The 16,836-nt window shown below is 71.7% G+C and carries 15 protein-coding genes; 7 read left to right on the forward strand and 8 right to left on the reverse strand.

The window, feature by feature from the left end; all coding sequences use genetic code 11:
* Together O3W51_RS44310 and O3W51_RS44315 are read right to left on the reverse strand one after the other, a co-directional pair.
* Positions 1–774, reverse strand: a 774-nt coding sequence (locus tag O3W51_RS44310; RefSeq protein WP_269289474.1) for an AAA family ATPase, incomplete at its 3' end; no start/stop codon positions are given.
* A 144-nt stretch (positions 775–918) separates the two neighbouring features.
* Complete coding sequence (locus O3W51_RS44315) at positions 919–3,840, reverse strand: ATP-binding protein (RefSeq protein ID WP_269289476.1); 2,922 nt, start codon at positions 3,838–3,840, stop codon at positions 919–921.
* 181 nt (positions 3,841–4,021) lie between these two features.
* On the opposite strand from O3W51_RS44315, the gene O3W51_RS44320 reads away from it, so the two are divergent.
* On the forward strand, positions 4,022–5,122 hold the full coding sequence (locus O3W51_RS44320) for an isoafricanol synthase (protein WP_269289479.1): 1,101 nt from the start codon (positions 4,022–4,024) through the stop codon (positions 5,120–5,122).
* Positions 5,123–5,216: 94 nt separating this feature from the next.
* Here O3W51_RS44320 and O3W51_RS44325 read toward each other — a convergent pair whose 3' ends face one another.
* Positions 5,217–7,160 (reverse strand): phosphocholine-specific phospholipase C, encoded by a 1,944-nt coding sequence (locus tag O3W51_RS44325; protein ID WP_138353942.1) that lies wholly within the window; start codon positions 7,158–7,160, stop codon positions 5,217–5,219.
* Positions 7,161–7,510: 350 nt separating this feature from the next.
* Here O3W51_RS44325 and O3W51_RS44330 point away from each other — a divergent pair, with 350 nt between their 5' ends.
* The gene (locus O3W51_RS44330; protein WP_244809025.1) at positions 7,511–8,209 is read left to right on the forward strand and encodes a maleylpyruvate isomerase family mycothiol-dependent enzyme; all 699 of its coding nucleotides are present in this window, start codon (positions 7,511–7,513) and stop codon (positions 8,207–8,209) included.
* A gap of 104 nt (positions 8,210–8,313) precedes the next feature.
* Here O3W51_RS44330 and O3W51_RS44335 read toward each other — a convergent pair whose 3' ends face one another.
* The 5 genes from O3W51_RS44335 to O3W51_RS44355 form a co-directional block, all read right to left on the reverse strand.
* On the reverse strand, positions 8,314–8,553 hold the full coding sequence (locus O3W51_RS44335) for a DUF397 domain-containing protein (protein WP_138353944.1): 240 nt from the start codon (positions 8,551–8,553) through the stop codon (positions 8,314–8,316).
* 98 nt (positions 8,554–8,651) lie between these two features.
* Complete coding sequence (locus O3W51_RS44340; RefSeq protein WP_138353945.1) at positions 8,652–9,818, reverse strand: thiolase domain-containing protein; 1,167 nt, start codon at positions 9,816–9,818, stop codon at positions 8,652–8,654.
* Positions 9,815–10,861, reverse strand: a complete 1,047-nt coding sequence (locus O3W51_RS44345) for a thiolase domain-containing protein (RefSeq protein ID WP_138353946.1) — start codon at positions 10,859–10,861, stop codon at positions 9,815–9,817. Before O3W51_RS44345 ends, O3W51_RS44340 begins: the two co-directional genes overlap by 4 nt.
* Positions 10,862–11,812 (reverse strand): Zn-ribbon domain-containing OB-fold protein, encoded by a 951-nt coding sequence (locus O3W51_RS44350; RefSeq protein WP_164295914.1) that lies wholly within the window; start codon positions 11,810–11,812, stop codon positions 10,862–10,864.
* 29 nt (positions 11,813–11,841) lie between these two features.
* Positions 11,842–12,648, reverse strand: a complete 807-nt coding sequence (locus O3W51_RS44355) for a crotonase/enoyl-CoA hydratase family protein (protein ID WP_138353948.1) — start codon at positions 12,646–12,648, stop codon at positions 11,842–11,844.
* 181 nt (positions 12,649–12,829) lie between these two features.
* On the opposite strand from O3W51_RS44355, the gene O3W51_RS44360 reads away from it, so the two are divergent.
* From O3W51_RS44360 to O3W51_RS44380, 5 genes are all read left to right on the forward strand, one after another.
* Positions 12,830–14,464: an acyl-CoA synthetase gene (locus O3W51_RS44360; RefSeq protein WP_138353949.1), complete on the forward strand. Its 1,635-nt coding sequence runs from the start codon at positions 12,830–12,832 to the stop codon at positions 14,462–14,464.
* Positions 14,465–14,556: 92 nt separating this feature from the next.
* Entirely contained in the window at positions 14,557–14,901 is a 345-nt protein-coding gene (locus tag O3W51_RS44365) for an antibiotic biosynthesis monooxygenase family protein (RefSeq protein ID WP_138353950.1), read from the forward strand.
* An 87-nt stretch (positions 14,902–14,988) separates the two neighbouring features.
* Positions 14,989–15,564 carry a TetR/AcrR family transcriptional regulator gene (locus O3W51_RS44370; RefSeq protein WP_138353951.1) on the forward strand — a complete coding sequence of 192 codons (576 nt, stop codon included), beginning with the start codon at positions 14,989–14,991 and terminating at the stop codon, positions 15,562–15,564.
* A gap of 30 nt (positions 15,565–15,594) precedes the next feature.
* The gene (locus O3W51_RS44375) at positions 15,595–16,206 is read left to right on the forward strand and encodes a DUF4865 family protein (protein WP_138353952.1); all 612 of its coding nucleotides are present in this window, start codon (positions 15,595–15,597) and stop codon (positions 16,204–16,206) included.
* Entirely contained in the window at positions 16,203–16,715 is a 513-nt protein-coding gene (locus tag O3W51_RS44380) for a carboxymuconolactone decarboxylase family protein (protein ID WP_244809026.1), read from the forward strand. Before O3W51_RS44375 ends, O3W51_RS44380 begins: the two co-directional genes overlap by 4 nt.
* The last annotated feature ends 121 nt before the right edge of the window (positions 16,716–16,836 follow it).

The raw sequence follows: 16,836 nt of genomic DNA on the forward strand, positions 1-16,836 counted from the left end.
CTCGAAGGGGTTGCCCGCGGTGACGGACCAGCACTCGCGGCAGAACGCGTCGTCCGCGTGCTCCCCGACCGACGCGCGCACCAGGTCGCGTATCGCGTCCGCGGTGAGCGGTTCCAGGTCCAGGGGCCGGTGGCCGGTACTGCCGGGCAGTCCGCGGAACGACCCGGCGTGCTCGGGCAGTTCCTCGGGCCGGTAGGCGACGACGATCAGCATGGACAGTTCCGCGGCGCGCGGCGCGAACGCTGCGAGCCAGCCCAGCGATTCGGGATCGGCCCAGTGGGCGTCGTCCAGGACGAGGACCACCGGGGCGCGCCGCTGGGCGAGATGGGTGACCACCCAGTCCAGGCCGTCGCGCAGGCCCTGCGGGTCGGGTGCCGCACCGTCGCCCGCCGCGCACAGGCCCAGCGCCGGGCCGACGATCCCGTACCAGCTGCCGAGCGAGGAGCGCAGTTCGCTCTCACCGGATCCGGCGAGCTGCGGCTGCAGGAGCTGCCGGGCCACATGGAAGGCCACCCGCTGCTCCTGGTCGCCGCCGCGGGCGGACAGTACGGTGCAGCCCTGGTCGGCCGCGCGCCGGCGGGTCTCGGCCAGGAGCGTGGTCTTGCCGAGCCCGGCGGTGCCGGAGAAGGCCAGCAGGCCGCCGCGCGGCCGCTCGCGGCTCTCGCCGCCGTCCGCCCGCAAGCCGGTGAGCTGGCGCAACGCCTCGTCCACAGCGGCGAGTTCGGGCTCTCGTTCGAGCAACGGGCGCCCTGAACGGGCCCTGTGCTCCGGCATCGTGCACCCCCTGGTACCACCGCGTACGCCGGGCGCCCGATGCGCTCGGCGCTCGCGCGTCCGATGCCACCTCAGCGTACGCCCGCGGGGCGGTCCGGGACCCTGTCCCGGACCTGCCGCGGCCCTACCTTCCGAGGTCCTGGTTCATCGCCCCAGCGCAGAGTGCTGGAACCCGTTGTCCGATGTCTGTTCGAGGGCCTTGGCCAGCCCGGCGTGATCGGTGCCGACCTTGCGGTAGACGGCGGACAGCATGCGCGTCACCTCGCGTTCCGCGGCGCCCATCTCCTTCGCGACCTCGGCGGTGGACCGGCCGCCCGCGACCTGTTCCGCCACCGTCCGCTCCGGCCCGGTGAGCGTGTCGGTCCCGGTACTGCGCAGCTGCAGCGGGCGCATCCCCGCCGCCGCGAGCTCGTCACGGGCCCGGCCGGCGAGCGCGTCCGAGTTGCAGTGCAGCGCGCCTTCCAGACCGGCGTGCAACCGGTCGGCGGCGTCCTGCGGTAGTCCGGCCCGGCGCAGCGCGGCACCGTACGCGACCTGCGCGCGGGCCAGTTCGAACGCCGAGGGTGAGCGTTCGAGATGGCTGACGGCCTCGGCCAGCAGCCGCAGACCGTCGGCGCCACCGGTCACTTCGGCGGACGCGTGCAGCGCCTGCCCGATCGCCGACGCGGTACCGAACTGGCGGGCCCGCTGAACGGCCTCCCGGATGGTGTCCGCGGCCCGTTCGGGCTCGACGAGCGCCACCGCCTGGGCGAGGTGCAGCTGCCACGGGCACCAGCCGGGATTGCGCATGCCGCGCGCCTCCAGCCGCTGGCCGACCACCGTGAGATGGCGTTCGGCGTCGCCCCGCATGCCCTGGGCCAGCAGCAGTTCGCTGAAGACCGTCTGGGAGTCGGGGTAGACCACCGCGTTCGGGATCACCTCGCCGTAGTTGTACGTGTCGGCGAGCTCCTGTGCCTCGTGGGTACGGCCGCGGGCCAGCAGGATCTCGATGAGGATGCCGATCGCGAACCACTGCGCGGGCACTCCCGGCCCCACCCGGTCGGCGATGCCCAGCCCGGCGTGCACCAGGTCCTCGGCCTCGGCGAGCCGCCCGCGGCGGTAGCGGATGTACCCGAGGAGCGTGAAGCCGAACGACAGGTGCGCGCCGCGCCAGCCCTTGCGTTCCAGCTCCGCGATGCCCTTGGTGAACAGGTCCTCGGCGCGGCCCGGCTGGTCGCAGTACATGAAGGTGAGGGCGACCAGGACCGGAACCTCGAAGCCCCAGTTCTCGTCGGTCCAGCTGAGGCCGTCGCCGAGGGCCTCCTCGGCGTAGCGGACCGCGACGGGGGCCGGTTCGCCGCGCACCATCGCGTCCCAGGCGCGCAGTCCCAGGATGTAGCGTTCGGCCGGGCCGCGGCCGGTGAGATGGTCCGCCAGCCGGGCCAATCGCCGGGAGCGGGCGGGCGAGTCCTGTTCGTCGGCCCGGAAGGCGTTCCACATGAACTGCTCGGCCTGCATGCGCAGCCGGGTGCGGGTGTTGTTGGCCCGGCCGGCCTCGGCCTCGACGGTTCTGGCGGCCTCCGCCATCCGGCCGGTGTGTCCCAGCGCCTGGGCGAGCCGGTAGGTGATGGCCTCGCGCAGCTCCGGTTCGAGTTCCGGCTCCTCCAGGGCGGCCCGCAGGTGGTTGACCGTGTTCGCGGGCTCGTTGAGGAGCGAGGAGCAGCCGAGTTCGAAGAGCACGGCCGCGCGCTCACCGTAGGGCGGGGGTTCGCGCAGGGCGCGGGCGAGGCAGCGCTGGGCCGCCTCGGGCGCACCGGCCCGCAGGTACTCGCGGGCGGCGCCGCGCAGTTGTTGCACCACCCACTCGTCACCCTCGGGGTGCAGTTCCAGCAGGTGCCGGGCGGCGGTGGCGGCACCCAGTCCCGCTTCCGTCACGGCCGATGCCGCCTCGCCGTGCATCCCGACGCGCAGCGCGCTGGGGATCGCCCGGTAGACGGCGGTGGCGATCAGCGGGTGGACGAACTCCAGGGTGGAGCTGTCGTTGGTGCCGACCGTCAGGATGCGCGCGGCCCGCAGCCGTTCGAAGGCGTCGGCCGCCTCCTCGCGGCCGAGCGCGGCGACGCCCGCGGCCAGCGGCGGTGCGATGGACGTGCCGAGGACGGCCGCGGCCCAGGCGAAGCGGACCGCGGACGGGCCCAGTTTCTCGATCCGCTCGATGAGGCCGCTGCCCTTGACGGCGGAGGCCAGTTCGCGCAGTTCCGGGATCTCCTCGCGCTGGCCCTTGAGTTCGCGGTCGCAGATCTTGGCGGTGAGCTCGGTGACCTCGAAGGGGTTGCCGCCGGTGACCGCCCACGCCTCACGGCAGAACGCCTCCTCGGCGCTCTCCCCCACGGCGTCGCGCACTATGCGCCGGACGGCGCCCGGGGTGAGCGCCACCAGGTCGAAGGGCCGGGAGCCGTGCCGGCCGGCGAGTTTGCGGAACGCCATCGCGTCGGCGGGCAGTTCGTCCGGCCGGTACGCGACGATCACCAGCATCGGCAGTTCCTCGGCGCGCGGGGCGAAGGCGGTCAGCCACGCCAGCGACTCCGCGTCGGCCCAGTGCGCGTCGTCCAGGATCAGGACGACGGGCGCCTGCTGGACGGCGAAGCGCGTCACCACCCAGTCCAGGCCGTCGCGCACGCCGGTGGGATCGGGGGCGCCGTCGCCGGCCGAGGCCACCAGCCCGACCGCCGGGGCGACGATGTCGTACCAGCTGCCCAGTATCCGGCGGTGCTCCTCCTCGGAGGCCGCCGCGAGCACCGGCTGGACGAGCTGGCGGACGACATGGAAGGCCATGCCCTGCTCCTGCTCGCCACCGCGTGCGGACAGCACGGTGCAGCCGCGCGCCGCCGCTCGCCTGCGGACCTCGGCGAGCAGTGCGGTCTTGCCGCCCCCGGCAGGACCCGCGAAAGCGAGCAGCCCGCCGTGCTTCGTGCCGGACCGAGTCCCGCAGAGATCGTTCAAAGCGCCGTCGAGCGCGACGAGTTCGGACTCACGTTCGAGAACCAAGCGATTCACTCGTCCCAATTGTTCTACCGCGTCTGGCATGTCCGTTCCCGTTCTCGTTGCCTGTTCGGCAGGTAGCGCCGAGCGTACGCCCGCCGGGACGCTCTGTAGTGCCCCCTGGGGATATCCACGTCGGACGAACGGGTAGATGGCAAACGCCAGTTCACTTTCCCCATGGTCCGGGCGGCTCCGGACCACCGCGACGCAACCCGAGGTGGGCACCTTGTCGGACACCACAGCCCCCAGCGGCCCCATCCAGCGCGACATCCTCGCGGAACGCACCACCCTGCTGAGCATTCCCTTCCCCGGGCGGTCGAGCCCGCACACCGACCGAGCCCGCCGGCACACCCTCAAGTGGCTGCGCGACCTGGCGATACTCCGTTTCGACCGCGACGTCGAGGAGTACGACGCCCTACGGCTGGAGCGCCTGATGGCGTTCTTCTACCCCCGTGCCACCGGACCCGACCTCGACCTCGCCGCCGATTTCAACGCCTGGTTCTTCATCTTCGACGACCAGTTCGACGGCCCTTTGGGGCGTCGGCCGGACGACGTGGAGCGCGAGGTCGACACGTTGGTGTCGATCCTCTACGAACCACCTTCCCCCGTCCGTGGCGCCGCCAACCCGTCGGACAACCCCCTCGCGGACGGATTCCGCGACATCTGGGTCCGTTCGGCGGCCGGCACGCCGACCGTGTGGCAGCACCGCTTCCGCGACCACTGGCGGGACTATCTGCGGGCCTACCACTGGGAGGCGCTGAACCGGACGCGGCGGCCCGCCATGACCCTCGAGACCTTCCTGCGGGGCCGCCGGGACTCCATCGGCGTCCAGCCGTGCCTGGACTTCGCCGAGCGCTGCGGCGGCTACACCCTGCCGGACATGCTGCACTCGGGCCCGCTCGCCGAGATGCGGGAGATCACCAGTGATGTGGTGATCTTCGTGAACGACATCATGTCGGTGGACAAGGAGTTGGCCGCCGGGGACGTCAACAACAGTGTGATCCTGCTGCTCGACAGCAGCGACCACACGCTGGAGGGGGCCGTGGAACTCATCGCGCGGGCTGCCAACGCGCGCGTGCAGCGGTTCCAGATGCTGGCCGCGCGGCTTCCCGCGGTGCTCGACGAGTACGACGCCGCGCCCGCGCTGCGGACGCAGGTGGAGGACTATGTGCGCGCCATGCGCCATGTGATGCGCGGCAATCTCGACTGGTCCCTGGAGACCGCGCGGTACCGCGCTTCGGGGGTCGCCGCGGTGAGCGGCGGCAGACAGCGGCCGTGGTCGGATCTCTTCGGCGCGGACCGCGCCCGCCCCGGTGGCCTCGGCTGAACCGGCCGTGAACGGAGCGGCGGAACGGCCGGGGCCGCACGGGAGTGCGGCCCCGGTCCCTCGCGCGGCCCGGATGCGGGCGGACGCCGACTTCCTAGGCAGGGTAGGTGCGGCCCGCGAAGCGCCGCTCGAAACCGTCGCCGGCGTTCGCGGTGACGGTGTAGTCGTAGCCGCCGTCGGCCGCCGATGTGAGCGCGACCTGCTGGGTACCGCCCGCCGCGACGGTCGCCGTACTGCCGCCGGAACCGTCCCCGGCGGCGTTGCCGCCCACGGTGAAGACCACCGCCGCGCCACCGCCGTTGGTCAGCGTCAGCGCCAGGTTCCGCGGCGTCGCGCGGGCGATGGCCACGGCCGCCTCGGGGTGCCCCTTGGCCGCGTTCGACCAGGTCCGCACATCGCCCTTGAAGCCGCGCAGATAGCCGTCGGGGCCGTGCGCGTCGATGTCGTACAGGCCGCCGCCGTACGTCTGGGCGCTGAAGTAGTCCTGCACGCTGCCGCCGACGGGAACGGTGTAGCGCCAGTTGTCGTACGTGCGGTGGTTGACGGTGTACATCGCGAACCCGGCGCCCAGCGTCCCGGTGTTGACCACCTTGATCCAGATGCGGCCGGTGCTCGTCTCGGTCCACGACGTCGTGTCGAAGCCGTAGCCGATCCTCCGGGCCGGCCGGGTGCCCGACTCCTGGACCGGCGCCACCTGCGCCGACGGCGGGGCGGCGTCGGGCAGCGAGTTCTGGGCGTCGCAGGCGGCGACCAGCGCGGCGGTGTCGGGGAGCGAGGGGAACGTGGTGTTCTTCGTGCTGAAGTCGAAGGCGCTCATCAGGTCACCGCAGACGGTGCGGCGCCAGGCGGAGATGTTGGTCTCCTTCACCCCGGTCCAGTTCTCCAGGAACCGCAGCGGCGAGGTGTGGTCGGCGACCTCGGAGTTGACGTAGCCGCCGCGGCTCCAGGGCGAGATCACGATCATCGGCACGCGCGGGCCGAGACCGATGGGCACCCCGCCGATGAACTCGTCCGCGGTTCCGGCGGGCGGGACGGGCGGCGCCACATGGTCGAAGAAGCCGTCGTTCTCGTCGAAGTTGAGGAAGACCACGGTCTTGGCCCAGACGGCCGGGTTCGCCGCGAGCGACTCCAGGACGTACTTCGAGGTGTAGTTCGCGCCGTACGCCGGCGGGTAGTCCGGGTGCTCGCTCTGGTTGGCCGGGGCCACGACCCAGCTGACGGCCGGCAGCGTACCGTTCTTCACGTCCTGGTTGAACGCGTCGGCGGAACGCCGCTGCATCCCGTTGACGTAGAGCGGTGACGTGGTGGCGGCGCTCTTGAAGTTCTTGAACCAGGCGAGCGGGTTGTCGTCGTAGTTGTCCTGCTGCTGGTAGACCCGCCAGGAGATGCCCGCCGACTGCAGGCGCTCGGCGTAGGTGGTCCAGGAGTACCCCTTCTCGGAGTTGTCCGTGACCGGCCCGCCGTTCCTGCCCGCCGGGTCGACGGTGGCGGTCCACTGGTACAGCCGGTTGGGGTTGGTCGGCCCCTGCACGGAACAGAAGTACTGGTCGCAGAGGGTGAACGACTCGGCCAGCGCGAACTGGAACGGGATGTCGGCGCGCTGGTAGTACCCCATCGACCAGGCGCTCTTGGCCGGCACCCAGTTGTTGTACTTGCCGCTGTTCCAGGCGCTGTGGGTGCCCGACCAGCCGTGGTCGAGGTCCCGCACCCGCTGCGCGTCCGTCGTCGCGGTGTTCAGGTGCCAGGGCAGTACGAGACTGCCGCCGGAGGGACCGTTCGCGGTCTGGCGCAGCACGTCCTGGCCGTTGGGGAAGCGCAGCCGCGACCGGTCGCCGTAGCCGCGTACACCCTTGAGGGTGCCGAAGTAGTGATCGAACGAACGGTTCTCCTGCATGAAGATCACCACATGCTCGACATCGTCGAGCGTGCCGGCCGCCGAGGTGGCGGCCATGGCCTGCTGGATGGAGGCGGGCAGCGTGCCGAACGCGGCGGCGGCGCCGGCCGCTCCCAGGAATCCACGGCGGGACAAGGGCGTCAAGGCGACTCCTCGGTCAGGGGACACAGGTGCGGGGTCGCGCCGAATTGAACGGGGAGAACGCGACGGGCGCGCCAATACGCGCGGAGACTGCCATGGCCACTTGCCACACACAAGATGACGGGCGACCCAAGCACGGGCAAAGCCGCCGGACGTCCTGATACCCGCCACCGGGACGGCCGGAACCAGCCACCCCGGAGCGGAGACCTAATGTTATATTCGCGGCGATGCATTAGCTGATGCGCCCAGCAGGTGGAGTGCCGGCAAGTGGACTTCCGGCGGGGCGACAAGAACCGGGATCACACCCGGTCGACCCACCGCCGTTCCGACGGCGGCCGGCACAAGGAGCTGCTGTGGCCGTGAACCGTCCCGACCCCGTACCGGCGGTCCTGGAGAGTCAGTCGCGGCTGCGGGCGCTGCTCGGCGGGCTGACCGACGCCGACGTCCGCGCCCCGAGCGCACTGCCCGGCTGGACCCGCGGGCACCTGCTCAGCCATGTCGAAGGGGTCGGGTTCGCCCTGGCCCGGCAGGCGCGTTACGCCCTCAAGGACGAGCTGATCGATCCCTACGACGGCGGGCGGCCGGCCCGAGACGCCGCCATCGAGGCCGGACACGGCCGCTCGGCCGCCGAACTGCGGGCGGCCGTCACCGCGGCGCTCGACGAGGCCGAGCAGGCGTGGACGGCCGTCGGCCCGCGGGACCTGGAGCGGCCGGTGCGCTATCGCGACGCCACGCTGTCGGCCGCCGCGCTCGCCTGGTGGCGGGAGTTGGAGATCCACACGGCGGACGCCGCGATCGGGTACCGGACCGCGCAGTGGTCACGGCCGTTCTGCGCGCACGTCCTGGACTTCCTCGCGCCGCGGGTACCGGACGCGGTGCGGCTGACGCTCGCGGCGTCGGACGGCCCGGAGGCACTTGTCCTCGGGGACGGCGAACCGGTCACCGTAGGCGGTGCGCTCACCGACCTCACCGCCTGGCTGGCGGGACGCGAGCCGCTGGGCCCGCTGGACAGCGGAGTGGCGCCGCTGCCCGAACTCGGGCCGTGGCCGTAGTCGTAGCCGTGGCCGTAGCCATGCTGGTGTCCGGCCCCGAACAGCCGGCCGCCGGGCCTCGGTGACGAGGCCCGGCGGCCGGTGGGGCGTACGGGACGGACGCCTCAGGTGAGGTCGAACTCGCCGTCACGCGCGCCGAGTACGAAGGCGCGCCATTCGGCGGGCGTGAAGATCAGCGACGGCCCGTCCGGGCTCCGCCCGTCCCGCATCGCGATGTAGCCCTCGATAAAGGCGATCTGGACGTCGCCCGTGCCCTGACTGCTGGACTGCCAGTCCGCGCTCGCAAGATCCAGCTGCGGCTTCTTACCGTTGGTCAACGGCTGTCCGATGGTGCTCTCGGCCACGTCCGCTCTCCTCCCACGTCGTCATCCGCGACCCAGCCTAGCCACCGGGCCCTTTGCCCGACAGGCAATGGGACAAGCTGCCCGGATACACCGCCCGATCAGGTGGTGGGCCGGTCCGCGCCGACGAGCCACATCGAGAAGAACTGCGCGCCGCCGCCGTACGCGTGGCCCAGCGCCCGGCGGGCCCCTTCCACCTGGTGCTCACCGGCCTGGCCGCGTACCTGCAGCGCCGCCTCGGCGAACCGGATCATGCCGGACGCGCCGATCGGGTTGGTGGACAGCACCCCGCCCGACGGGTTGACGGGGAGATCGCCGTCGAGTTCGGTGACGCCCGCCTCGGTGAGCTTCCAGCCCTCCCCCTCGGCGGCGAAGCCGAGGTTCTCCAGCCACATCGGCTCGTACCAGGAGAACGGCACGTACATCTCGACCGCGTCGATCTCCCGGCGCGGATCGGTGATCCCGGCCTGCCGGTACACATCGGCGGCGCAGTCCTTGCCGGCCTGCGGGCTGACGTAGTCCTTGCCCGCGAACATCGTCGGCTCGCTGCGCATGGCCCCGCCGTGCAGCCAGGCGGGCGGGCGCGGCGTCCGGGCCGCGCCCTCGGTGTCGGTGAGCACCATCGCGACCGCGCCGTCGGAGGACGGGCAGGTCTCGGAGTAGCGGATCGGGTCCCACAGCATGGGGGCGGCCCGCACCTTCTCCAGGGTGATGTCCTTCTCGTGCAGGTGGGCGTAGGGGTTCTTCAGGGCGTTGCGGCGGTCCTTGAACGCGACGAGGGAGCCGATGTGGTCGGGCGCCCCGGTGCGGCGCATGTAGGCGCGTACGTGCGGGGCGAAGAAGCCGCCGGCGCCGGCGAGCAGCGGCTGCTGGAACGGGATCGGCAGCGAGAGCCCCCACATGGCGTTGGACTCGGACTGCTTCTCGAACGCGACGGTCAGTACGGTGCGGTGGACGCGGGCCGCGACCAGGTTGGAGGCGACCAGCGCGGTCGAGCCGCCGACCGAGCCCGCGGTGTGCACCCGCAGCATCGGTTTGCCGACCGCTCCGAGGGCGTCCGCCAGATACAGCTCCGGCATCATCACGCCCTCGAAGAAGTCCGGGGCCTTGCCGATGACGACCGCGTCGATGTCGGCGAAGGTGAGTTCGGCGTCGGCGAGCGCCCGCAGGGCCGCCTCGCGCAGCAGCCCCGCGATCGACACGTCGTGCCGGGCCGCGACGTGCTTGGTCTGGCCGATGCCGACGACGGCCACGGGTGCCTTGCTCATTTCACATCCCCTTCCAGGACGGCGACCAGGTTCTGCTGCAGGCAGGGACCGGAGGTCGCGTGGGCCACGGCGCGGTCGGAGTCGCCGCGGTGGATGCGGGCGGCCGCCTCGCCGAGCCGGATCAGGCCGGCGGCCATGATGGGGTTGGCGGCGAGCGGACCGCCGGACGGGTTGACGTCCACCTCGTCGCCCAGCCGCAGCGCCCTGCGCAGCACGACCTCCTGGGAGGTGAACGGCGCGTGCAGTTCCGCGGTGTCGACCGGCGCGTCGAAGAGCCCGGCCCGTTCGGCCGCGAGCCGGGTGGACGGTGAGTCGGTGAGGTCGCGGACGCCGAGGCTGTGCGCCTCGATCCGGTGGTCGAGGCCGCGGATCCACGCGGGCCTGGCGCAGAGCCGGCGGGCGGTGTCCCCGGCGGCCAGCACGATCGCGGCGGCGCCGTCGCCGACCGGCGGGCAGTCCTGGCGGCGCAGCGGCTGGACGACGTACTCCCCGCCGTCGCGGACGGAGGTGAGCTGCGCGTACGGGTTGTCCCGCGCGGAGGCGCGGCTGCGGGCGGCGACCCCGGCGAGTTCGGGTTCGCTGGTGTGCCCCGCGTCGATGAGGGCCCGCGCCTGGAGCGCGGCGAGCGCGACCGGGTCGGGCCACAGCGGCGCGACGTAGTACGGGTCGAGCTGGCGGGTCAGTACCTCGCGGACGTCGCCGGGCGAGGACTTGCCGTAGGAGTACACCAGCGCGGTGTCGGCCTCACCGGTGAGGATCTTCACCCAGGCCTCGTAGAGCGCCCAGGCGCCGTCCATCTCGACATGCGATTCGGAGATCGGCGGCCAGGCGCCGACCCCGTCCAGGGCCATCGTGAAGGAGAAGGCCCGGCCGGCGAGGTAGTCCGACGACCCGGAGCAGGTGAAGCCGATGTCGCTGGCCTTCAGTTCGACCTGGTCGAACGCCTCGTGCAGCACGGGCATGAGCAGTTCGACCTCGGAGACCTCGGCCGTGCTGCGGGCGTGCCGGCTCTGGGCGAACGCCACGATCGCGACGTCCCGCATCTAGACCATCTCCTTGTACGTGTCGTAGCCGGCGTCGGGCTCTCCGGTCGGCCGGTAGTGGTCGGGGAAGCCGCCGTCGTCGCTCCACACGGGTTCGACGCGCATGCCCATCCGCACCTGGTCGTAGGGGAGGCCGCCGATGCGCCCGTGCAGGGCGAGGTCCGCGCCGTCCAGGGCGATGTGCGCGTAGACGTACGGCACTTCGATGTCGAGGCCGCGGGCCTTGATGTTGACGATGCAGAAGGTGGTGATGGTGCCGCCAGGTCCCACTTCCACCTGTTCCTCGGTGGCGACGCCGCAGGTGGGGCAGGCGCCCCGGGGCGGGATGTAGACCTTGCGGCAGGACGGGCAGCGTTCGCCGATCATCTTGCGGTCGGCGAGCGCGGCGAGGTAGCGGGTCTGGGCCCGGCCGGGGCTGTAGACGTAGTCGAGGCGCGCGGGGGCGACGATGCCGGTCACCGGATCGGTGAACTCGCCGTGGTGCGCGGTGGCCGCGCGCTCCGGCGGCCCGGTCCCGTCGTCCGGTTCGAAGCAGGCGATGTCGGTGATCGCGCCGACCCGCTCGGCGGCCCAGCGGATCCGTACCCGCATTCCGGTGCTGACGGCGTCGGGGCCGGCCGCGTCCAGGGCGTGCAGCATCGCGGTGTCGGCGCCGTCGAGGCGGACCAGGACCCAGGCGAAGGGCGTGGAGAGCGGCTGGTTGCGCCCGGGGTCGGGGTTCCAGGCCCAGGTGGTGACGGTGCCGGTGGCGCCGACCTCGACGAGTTCCCGCAGCTCCGCCGAGGTGACGGGGTCGTATTCGACGGGCGGTACGAGCACCCGGTCGTCGCCGGTGCGCACACCGAGCACGGTGCGTTCGCGCAGGCCGGTGAGGAACGCGCTCTGGACGGGGCCGAGCGAGCGGGTGAACGGGAACTCGACGACCAGTGGTGCGCTGAGGACTTCGGTCATGGGGGGCTTCTCTCCTTGGGTCCCTGGGGTCAGGCGCGCTTGAAGACCGCGGGGCGCTTCTCGGCGAAGGCCCGGGGACCTTCCTTCGCGTCGGCGGTGGCGAAGATCGGCCAGCCCCGCTCCAGTTCGTGCTTGAGGCCCTCCGTCTCGGTCATCTCCGCGGTGTCGTACACGGACGCCTTGACCGCCTCGACGGCCAGCGGCCCGTTGGCGTTGATCTGTTCCGCGATCTCCAGGGCTCGCTTCAGCGCCGTGCCGTCGGGCACGACATGGCCGATCAGGCCGATGTCCTTTGCCTCCGCCGCGGAGTAGGGGCGGCCGGTGAGCAGCATCTCCAGGGCGTGGGTGCGGGGGATCTGCCGGGGCAGCCGCACGGTGGAGCCGCCGATCGGGAAGAGCGCGCGCCGGACCTCGAAGAGCCCGAGGGTGGCGCTCTCCCCGGCGACGCGGATGTCGGTGCCCTGCAGGATCTCGGTGCCGCCGGCCACGCAGTACCCCTCGACGGCGGCGATCACCGGTTTGCGCGGCCGGTGGTGCCGGAGCATCGCCTTCCAGTGCAGATCGGGGTCCTCCTTCATCCGGTCGCGGTACTCCTGCCCGGCCATCGCGCCGTCGTCGGAGGCCAGCGCCTTGAGGTCCATGCCGGCGCAGAAGGTGCCGCCGGCCCCGGTGAGGACGATGGAGCGGATCGAGTCGTCGGCGTCGGCCGCCAGCCAGCCGTCGTACAGACCGACCAGCATCGGCAGCGAGAGGGCGTTCTTCGCCTCGGGCCGGTTCAGGGTCAGTACGAGCGTCGCGCCGACGCGCTCCACCGTGAGATGTTCCGTGCCGCCCATGGCCGGCCTCCAAGGTCGCAATCTTCCGTCGCGGACCTAGAACAGGTTGCAGTAGGCGCAGGTCGAGTTCAATAGTTTTCTGACTACCAGTCAGATTTCCCGCCCGGGAACCCTTCCCACCTCGCTCCAGGAGGGTTCTAATGACCGCCGAGACCTTCGCAGCATCAAGGCTGGAGGAGCCGTGGAGTACAACCTTGCCGACCTCTTCGAGTCGGTCGTGGACGTGGTCCCGGACCGGGAGGCGCTCGTCTACATCGACCACCCCGGATCGGGCGCCGAGCGGCGGCTGACGTACGCCCAGCTCGACGCGGCCGCGAACCGGATCGCGCACCACCTGATCGGCAGCGGGATCCTTCCCGGCGACCACGTCGGACTGCATCTCTACAACGGCATCGAGTACCTGCAGACGGCACTGGCCTGCGTCAAGGCCCGTGCCGTGCCGGTGAACGTCAACTACCGGTACGTGGAGGAGGAGCTGGTCTACCTCTACCGGGACGCGGATCTGACGGCACTGGTCTTCGACGCCGAGTTCACCGGCCGGGTGGCCGCCGCACTGCCGCACACCGAGAAGCTGCGGCACCTGGTCAGGGTGGGCGTTCCGGCCGGGGACGAGCGGGAACCGGCCATCGCGCCGGTGGCCTTCACCGACGCCGAGGCGGCCGGATCCCCGGACCGCGGCTTCCCGCCGCGCTCCGCGGACGACCAGTTCATCATCTACACCGGCGGCACCACCGGTATGCCCAAGGGCGTCATGTGGCGCCAGGAGGACCTCTTCTTCTCCGGCATGGGCGGCGGCGCCCCCACCGGCGAGCCGGTCAAGCGGCCCGAGGAGCTGGCGGAGCGGGTCGCCGCGGGCGGCGAGGGGCTGGTCTTCTTCCCGACCCCGCCGCTGATGCACGGCACCTCCACGCTCACCGCGTTCATCGGCTTCAACTTCGGCCAGAAGGTCGTCATCCACCGCAAGTACGTGCCGGACGAGGTGCTGCGCACCATCGAGAAGGAGAAGGTCAGCAGCGTCTCGCTGGTCGGCGACGCCATGCTCCGGCCGCTGGCGGACGCCCTCGCCGGACCGCTGGCCGGCACCGACTGCTCCTCGCTGTTCACCATCTCCAGCTCGGGCGCGATCATGTCCGAGACCGTCCGCGCCCAGTTCCAGGCGCTGGTCCCGACGGTCATGATCCTGAACAACTTCGGCTCCTCGGAGTCCGGCTTCAACGGAACGGCCACCGACGACTCCAGCCCCGCCAACGGCTTCCGGCTGCGGGTCAACTCCCATATCGCGGTGGTCGACCTGGCCACGCTGGAGCCGGTCACGGTCGGCGAACCGGGACGCATCGCCCTGCGCGGACACGTACCGCTCGGCTACTACAACGACCCCGAGAAGACCGCGGAGACGTTCTTCCAGCGGGACGGCGAGCGGTGGGTGCTGCTCGGGGACATGGCGACGGTCGACGAGGACGGCGTCGTCACCGTTCTCGGGCGCGGTTCGCAGTGCATCAACACCGGTGGCGAGAAGGTCTATCCGGAGGAGGTCGAGGAGGCGCTCAAGGCGCACCCCGACGTCTATGACGCACTGGTCGCCGGGGTGCCGGACGAGAAGTGGGGCAATCACGTCGCCGCCGTCGTCCAGCCGCGCGACGGTGCGGACCCACTGACCCTCGACGACATCCAGGCGCACTGCCGCACCCGGCTGGCCGGCTACAAGATCCCGCGCAGCCTCGTCCTCATGGACAGCATCCAGCGCTCCCCCAGCGGCAAGGCCGACTACCGCTGGGCCCGTTCGGTGGCCACCGACGCGGCGGAGGCCGGGCGGTAGTCGGGCGGCCGCCCGAGGGGACGTCCCGGGCCGTTGTCAGTGGCGGCGCTTACGATCAGCGGTCAGGATCCCCCGTCGATCGGAGTGCGCGCGTGTCCGCCGATTCCACCTCGTTCCAACGTCCCGAGCCGCCGTACTACGCCGTCATCATCACGACACTGCCGAGCGGCGAGGACCCGGAGGGGTACGCGGACGCGAACCGCCGCATGGGACCGCTCTCCGCCAAGTGGCCCGGATACCTGGGCCGCGAGTCGGAGAGCGGTCCCGACGGCCGCGATCTGCTGGTGGTCTATTACTCGGACGCGGAGTCCATAGCCTCCTGGAAGGCCGATCCGGAGCACCTGGAGGTGCAACGGCTGGGCCGGGAGCGGTGGTACGCCTCGTACAGCGTCGAAGTGGCCCGCGTGGAGCGTGCCTACGGCTTCCGGCGCGACTAGGGCCTCCGACCGGGTGAGGCGGTGCGGCCGCACGGCACATCGCCTCACCCCGTGGATTCTGTACCTACTAGTATGTACACTCGGATCATGGAGACCTCGGAACGGTTGATCGCGAGCACCCAGGAACTCCTCTGGGAACGCGGCTACACCGGCACCAGCCCCAAGGCGATCCAGCAGCACGCGGGCGCCGGCCAGGGCAGCATGTACCACCACTTCTCCGGCAAGCCCGAGCTCGCGCTGACCGCGATGCGGCGCAGCGCGGAGCAGCTGATGGCCCAGGCCGACGCCCAGATGTCGGGCGGGGGCACCGCACTGGAGCGGGTCTCGGCCTATCTGCTGCGCGAGCGCGACGCGCTGCGCGGCTGCCGGGTCGGCCGGATGGCCATGGATCCGGACGTGATCGACAGCCCGGAGCTGCGCCGCCCGGTCCAGGAGACCTTCGCCTGGCTGCGCGGACGGCTCGCGGAGATCATCGCCGAGGGCCTGGCCGCGGGCGAGTTCAACGCCGCGCTCGATCCGCGGGACACCGCCGCCATGATCACCGCCGTCGTCCAGGGCGGCTATGTGCTCGCCCGCGCCGAGGACTCGCAGGAGCCGTTCCACCAGGCGGTGCGCGGTGCGGTCGCGCTGCTCGCCGCCCGCTCGACCACCGCCGACCGGTGACCACCGCCGAGCCGTAGGGAGTTCAGCCCGATGCACGCCATGCAGTACCGGATCACGCTGCCCGCCGACTACGACATGAAGATCATCCGCCGTCGGGTCGAGTCCCGGGGCCATCTGCTCGACGACTTCCCCGGTCTCGGACTGAAGGCGTACCTCATCCGCGAGCGCGGCACGGGGGGCACCTCCCAGCCGGAGGTCGGGGGCGAGTCGCCCGTCAACCAGTACGCGCCGTTCTATCTGTGGAACACCCCGCAGGGCATGAACAGCTTCCTCTGGGGGCCGGGATTCCAGGGAATCATCGACGACTTCGGCCGCCCCGAGGTCGAGCACTGGACGGGGCTGGCCTTCGAGCACGGGCCCGCGGCGGGCCGGGTTCCCCGGGCGGCCGCCCGCCGCGCCGTGCCGATCCCTCCCGGCGAGGATCCGGCCGCCGTCATCGACCGCGCCGCCGGCACCGTCCGCGAGTACGCCGGCACGCCCGGCGTGCACTCGGCCGCGCTCGCCGTCGATCCCCGGCACTGGGAACTGCTGCACTTCACGCTCTGGGAGCACACCGCTCCCGCCGCGGCCGGGGACCGCTACGAGGTGCTGCACCTGTCGGCGCCGGAACGGAACACCATCGAGACGGGACGACAGTGGTGAAGCAGGCGAGCATCGACCGCGAGGCCGGCTACCGGTTGCTCGGCGAACTGGCGGGCCCGGAGACCATCGAGGCCACTCTCTCCCGCCTCGACGCGGTCGCCCCCGGATTCCCGGACTGGATCGTGACGGCCCTGTTCGGCGGCACCTACCAGCGCGAGGGGCTGGCGCTGCGCGACCGGCAGATCGCCAACCTCGCCGCGCTGGCGGCGCTGGGCGGTGTGGAGCCGCAGCTGGACGACCATGTGCGCAACAGCCTGCGCATCGGGATCGAGCCGCGGGAGATCGTCGAGGTGATGGTCCATCTCGCCCCGTACATCGGTGTGCCGAAGGCGCTGGCGGGACTGCGCGTCGTGACGGCCGCCCTCGGGAAGGACGCCGTCGGGAAGGACACGAGGATCACGCTGGACGGCGGCACCTCCAACTTCCCGCAGAGCAGGTCGAGGACGTCGGGGGCCGCCGCTGCTGCCAATCCGGCGCGGGCGCTGTCAGCCGAGTGGATCGACGGCTAGTACTGCAACGGCGTTTGGCGTGACTGGTGGCCAGGGCCGTCGTTGATTTGACTATGGGTGGGGAACTCAGTGACATCAGGACGTGGGCGGCCGGTCTGGGCGAGTTGCACGAGCGGTTTGT

Origin of the sequence: Streptomyces sp. H39-C1 (assembly GCF_027158125.1) — a bacterium.
Classification (GTDB): domain Bacteria; phylum Actinomycetota; class Actinomycetes; order Streptomycetales; family Streptomycetaceae; genus Actinacidiphila; species Actinacidiphila fildesensis.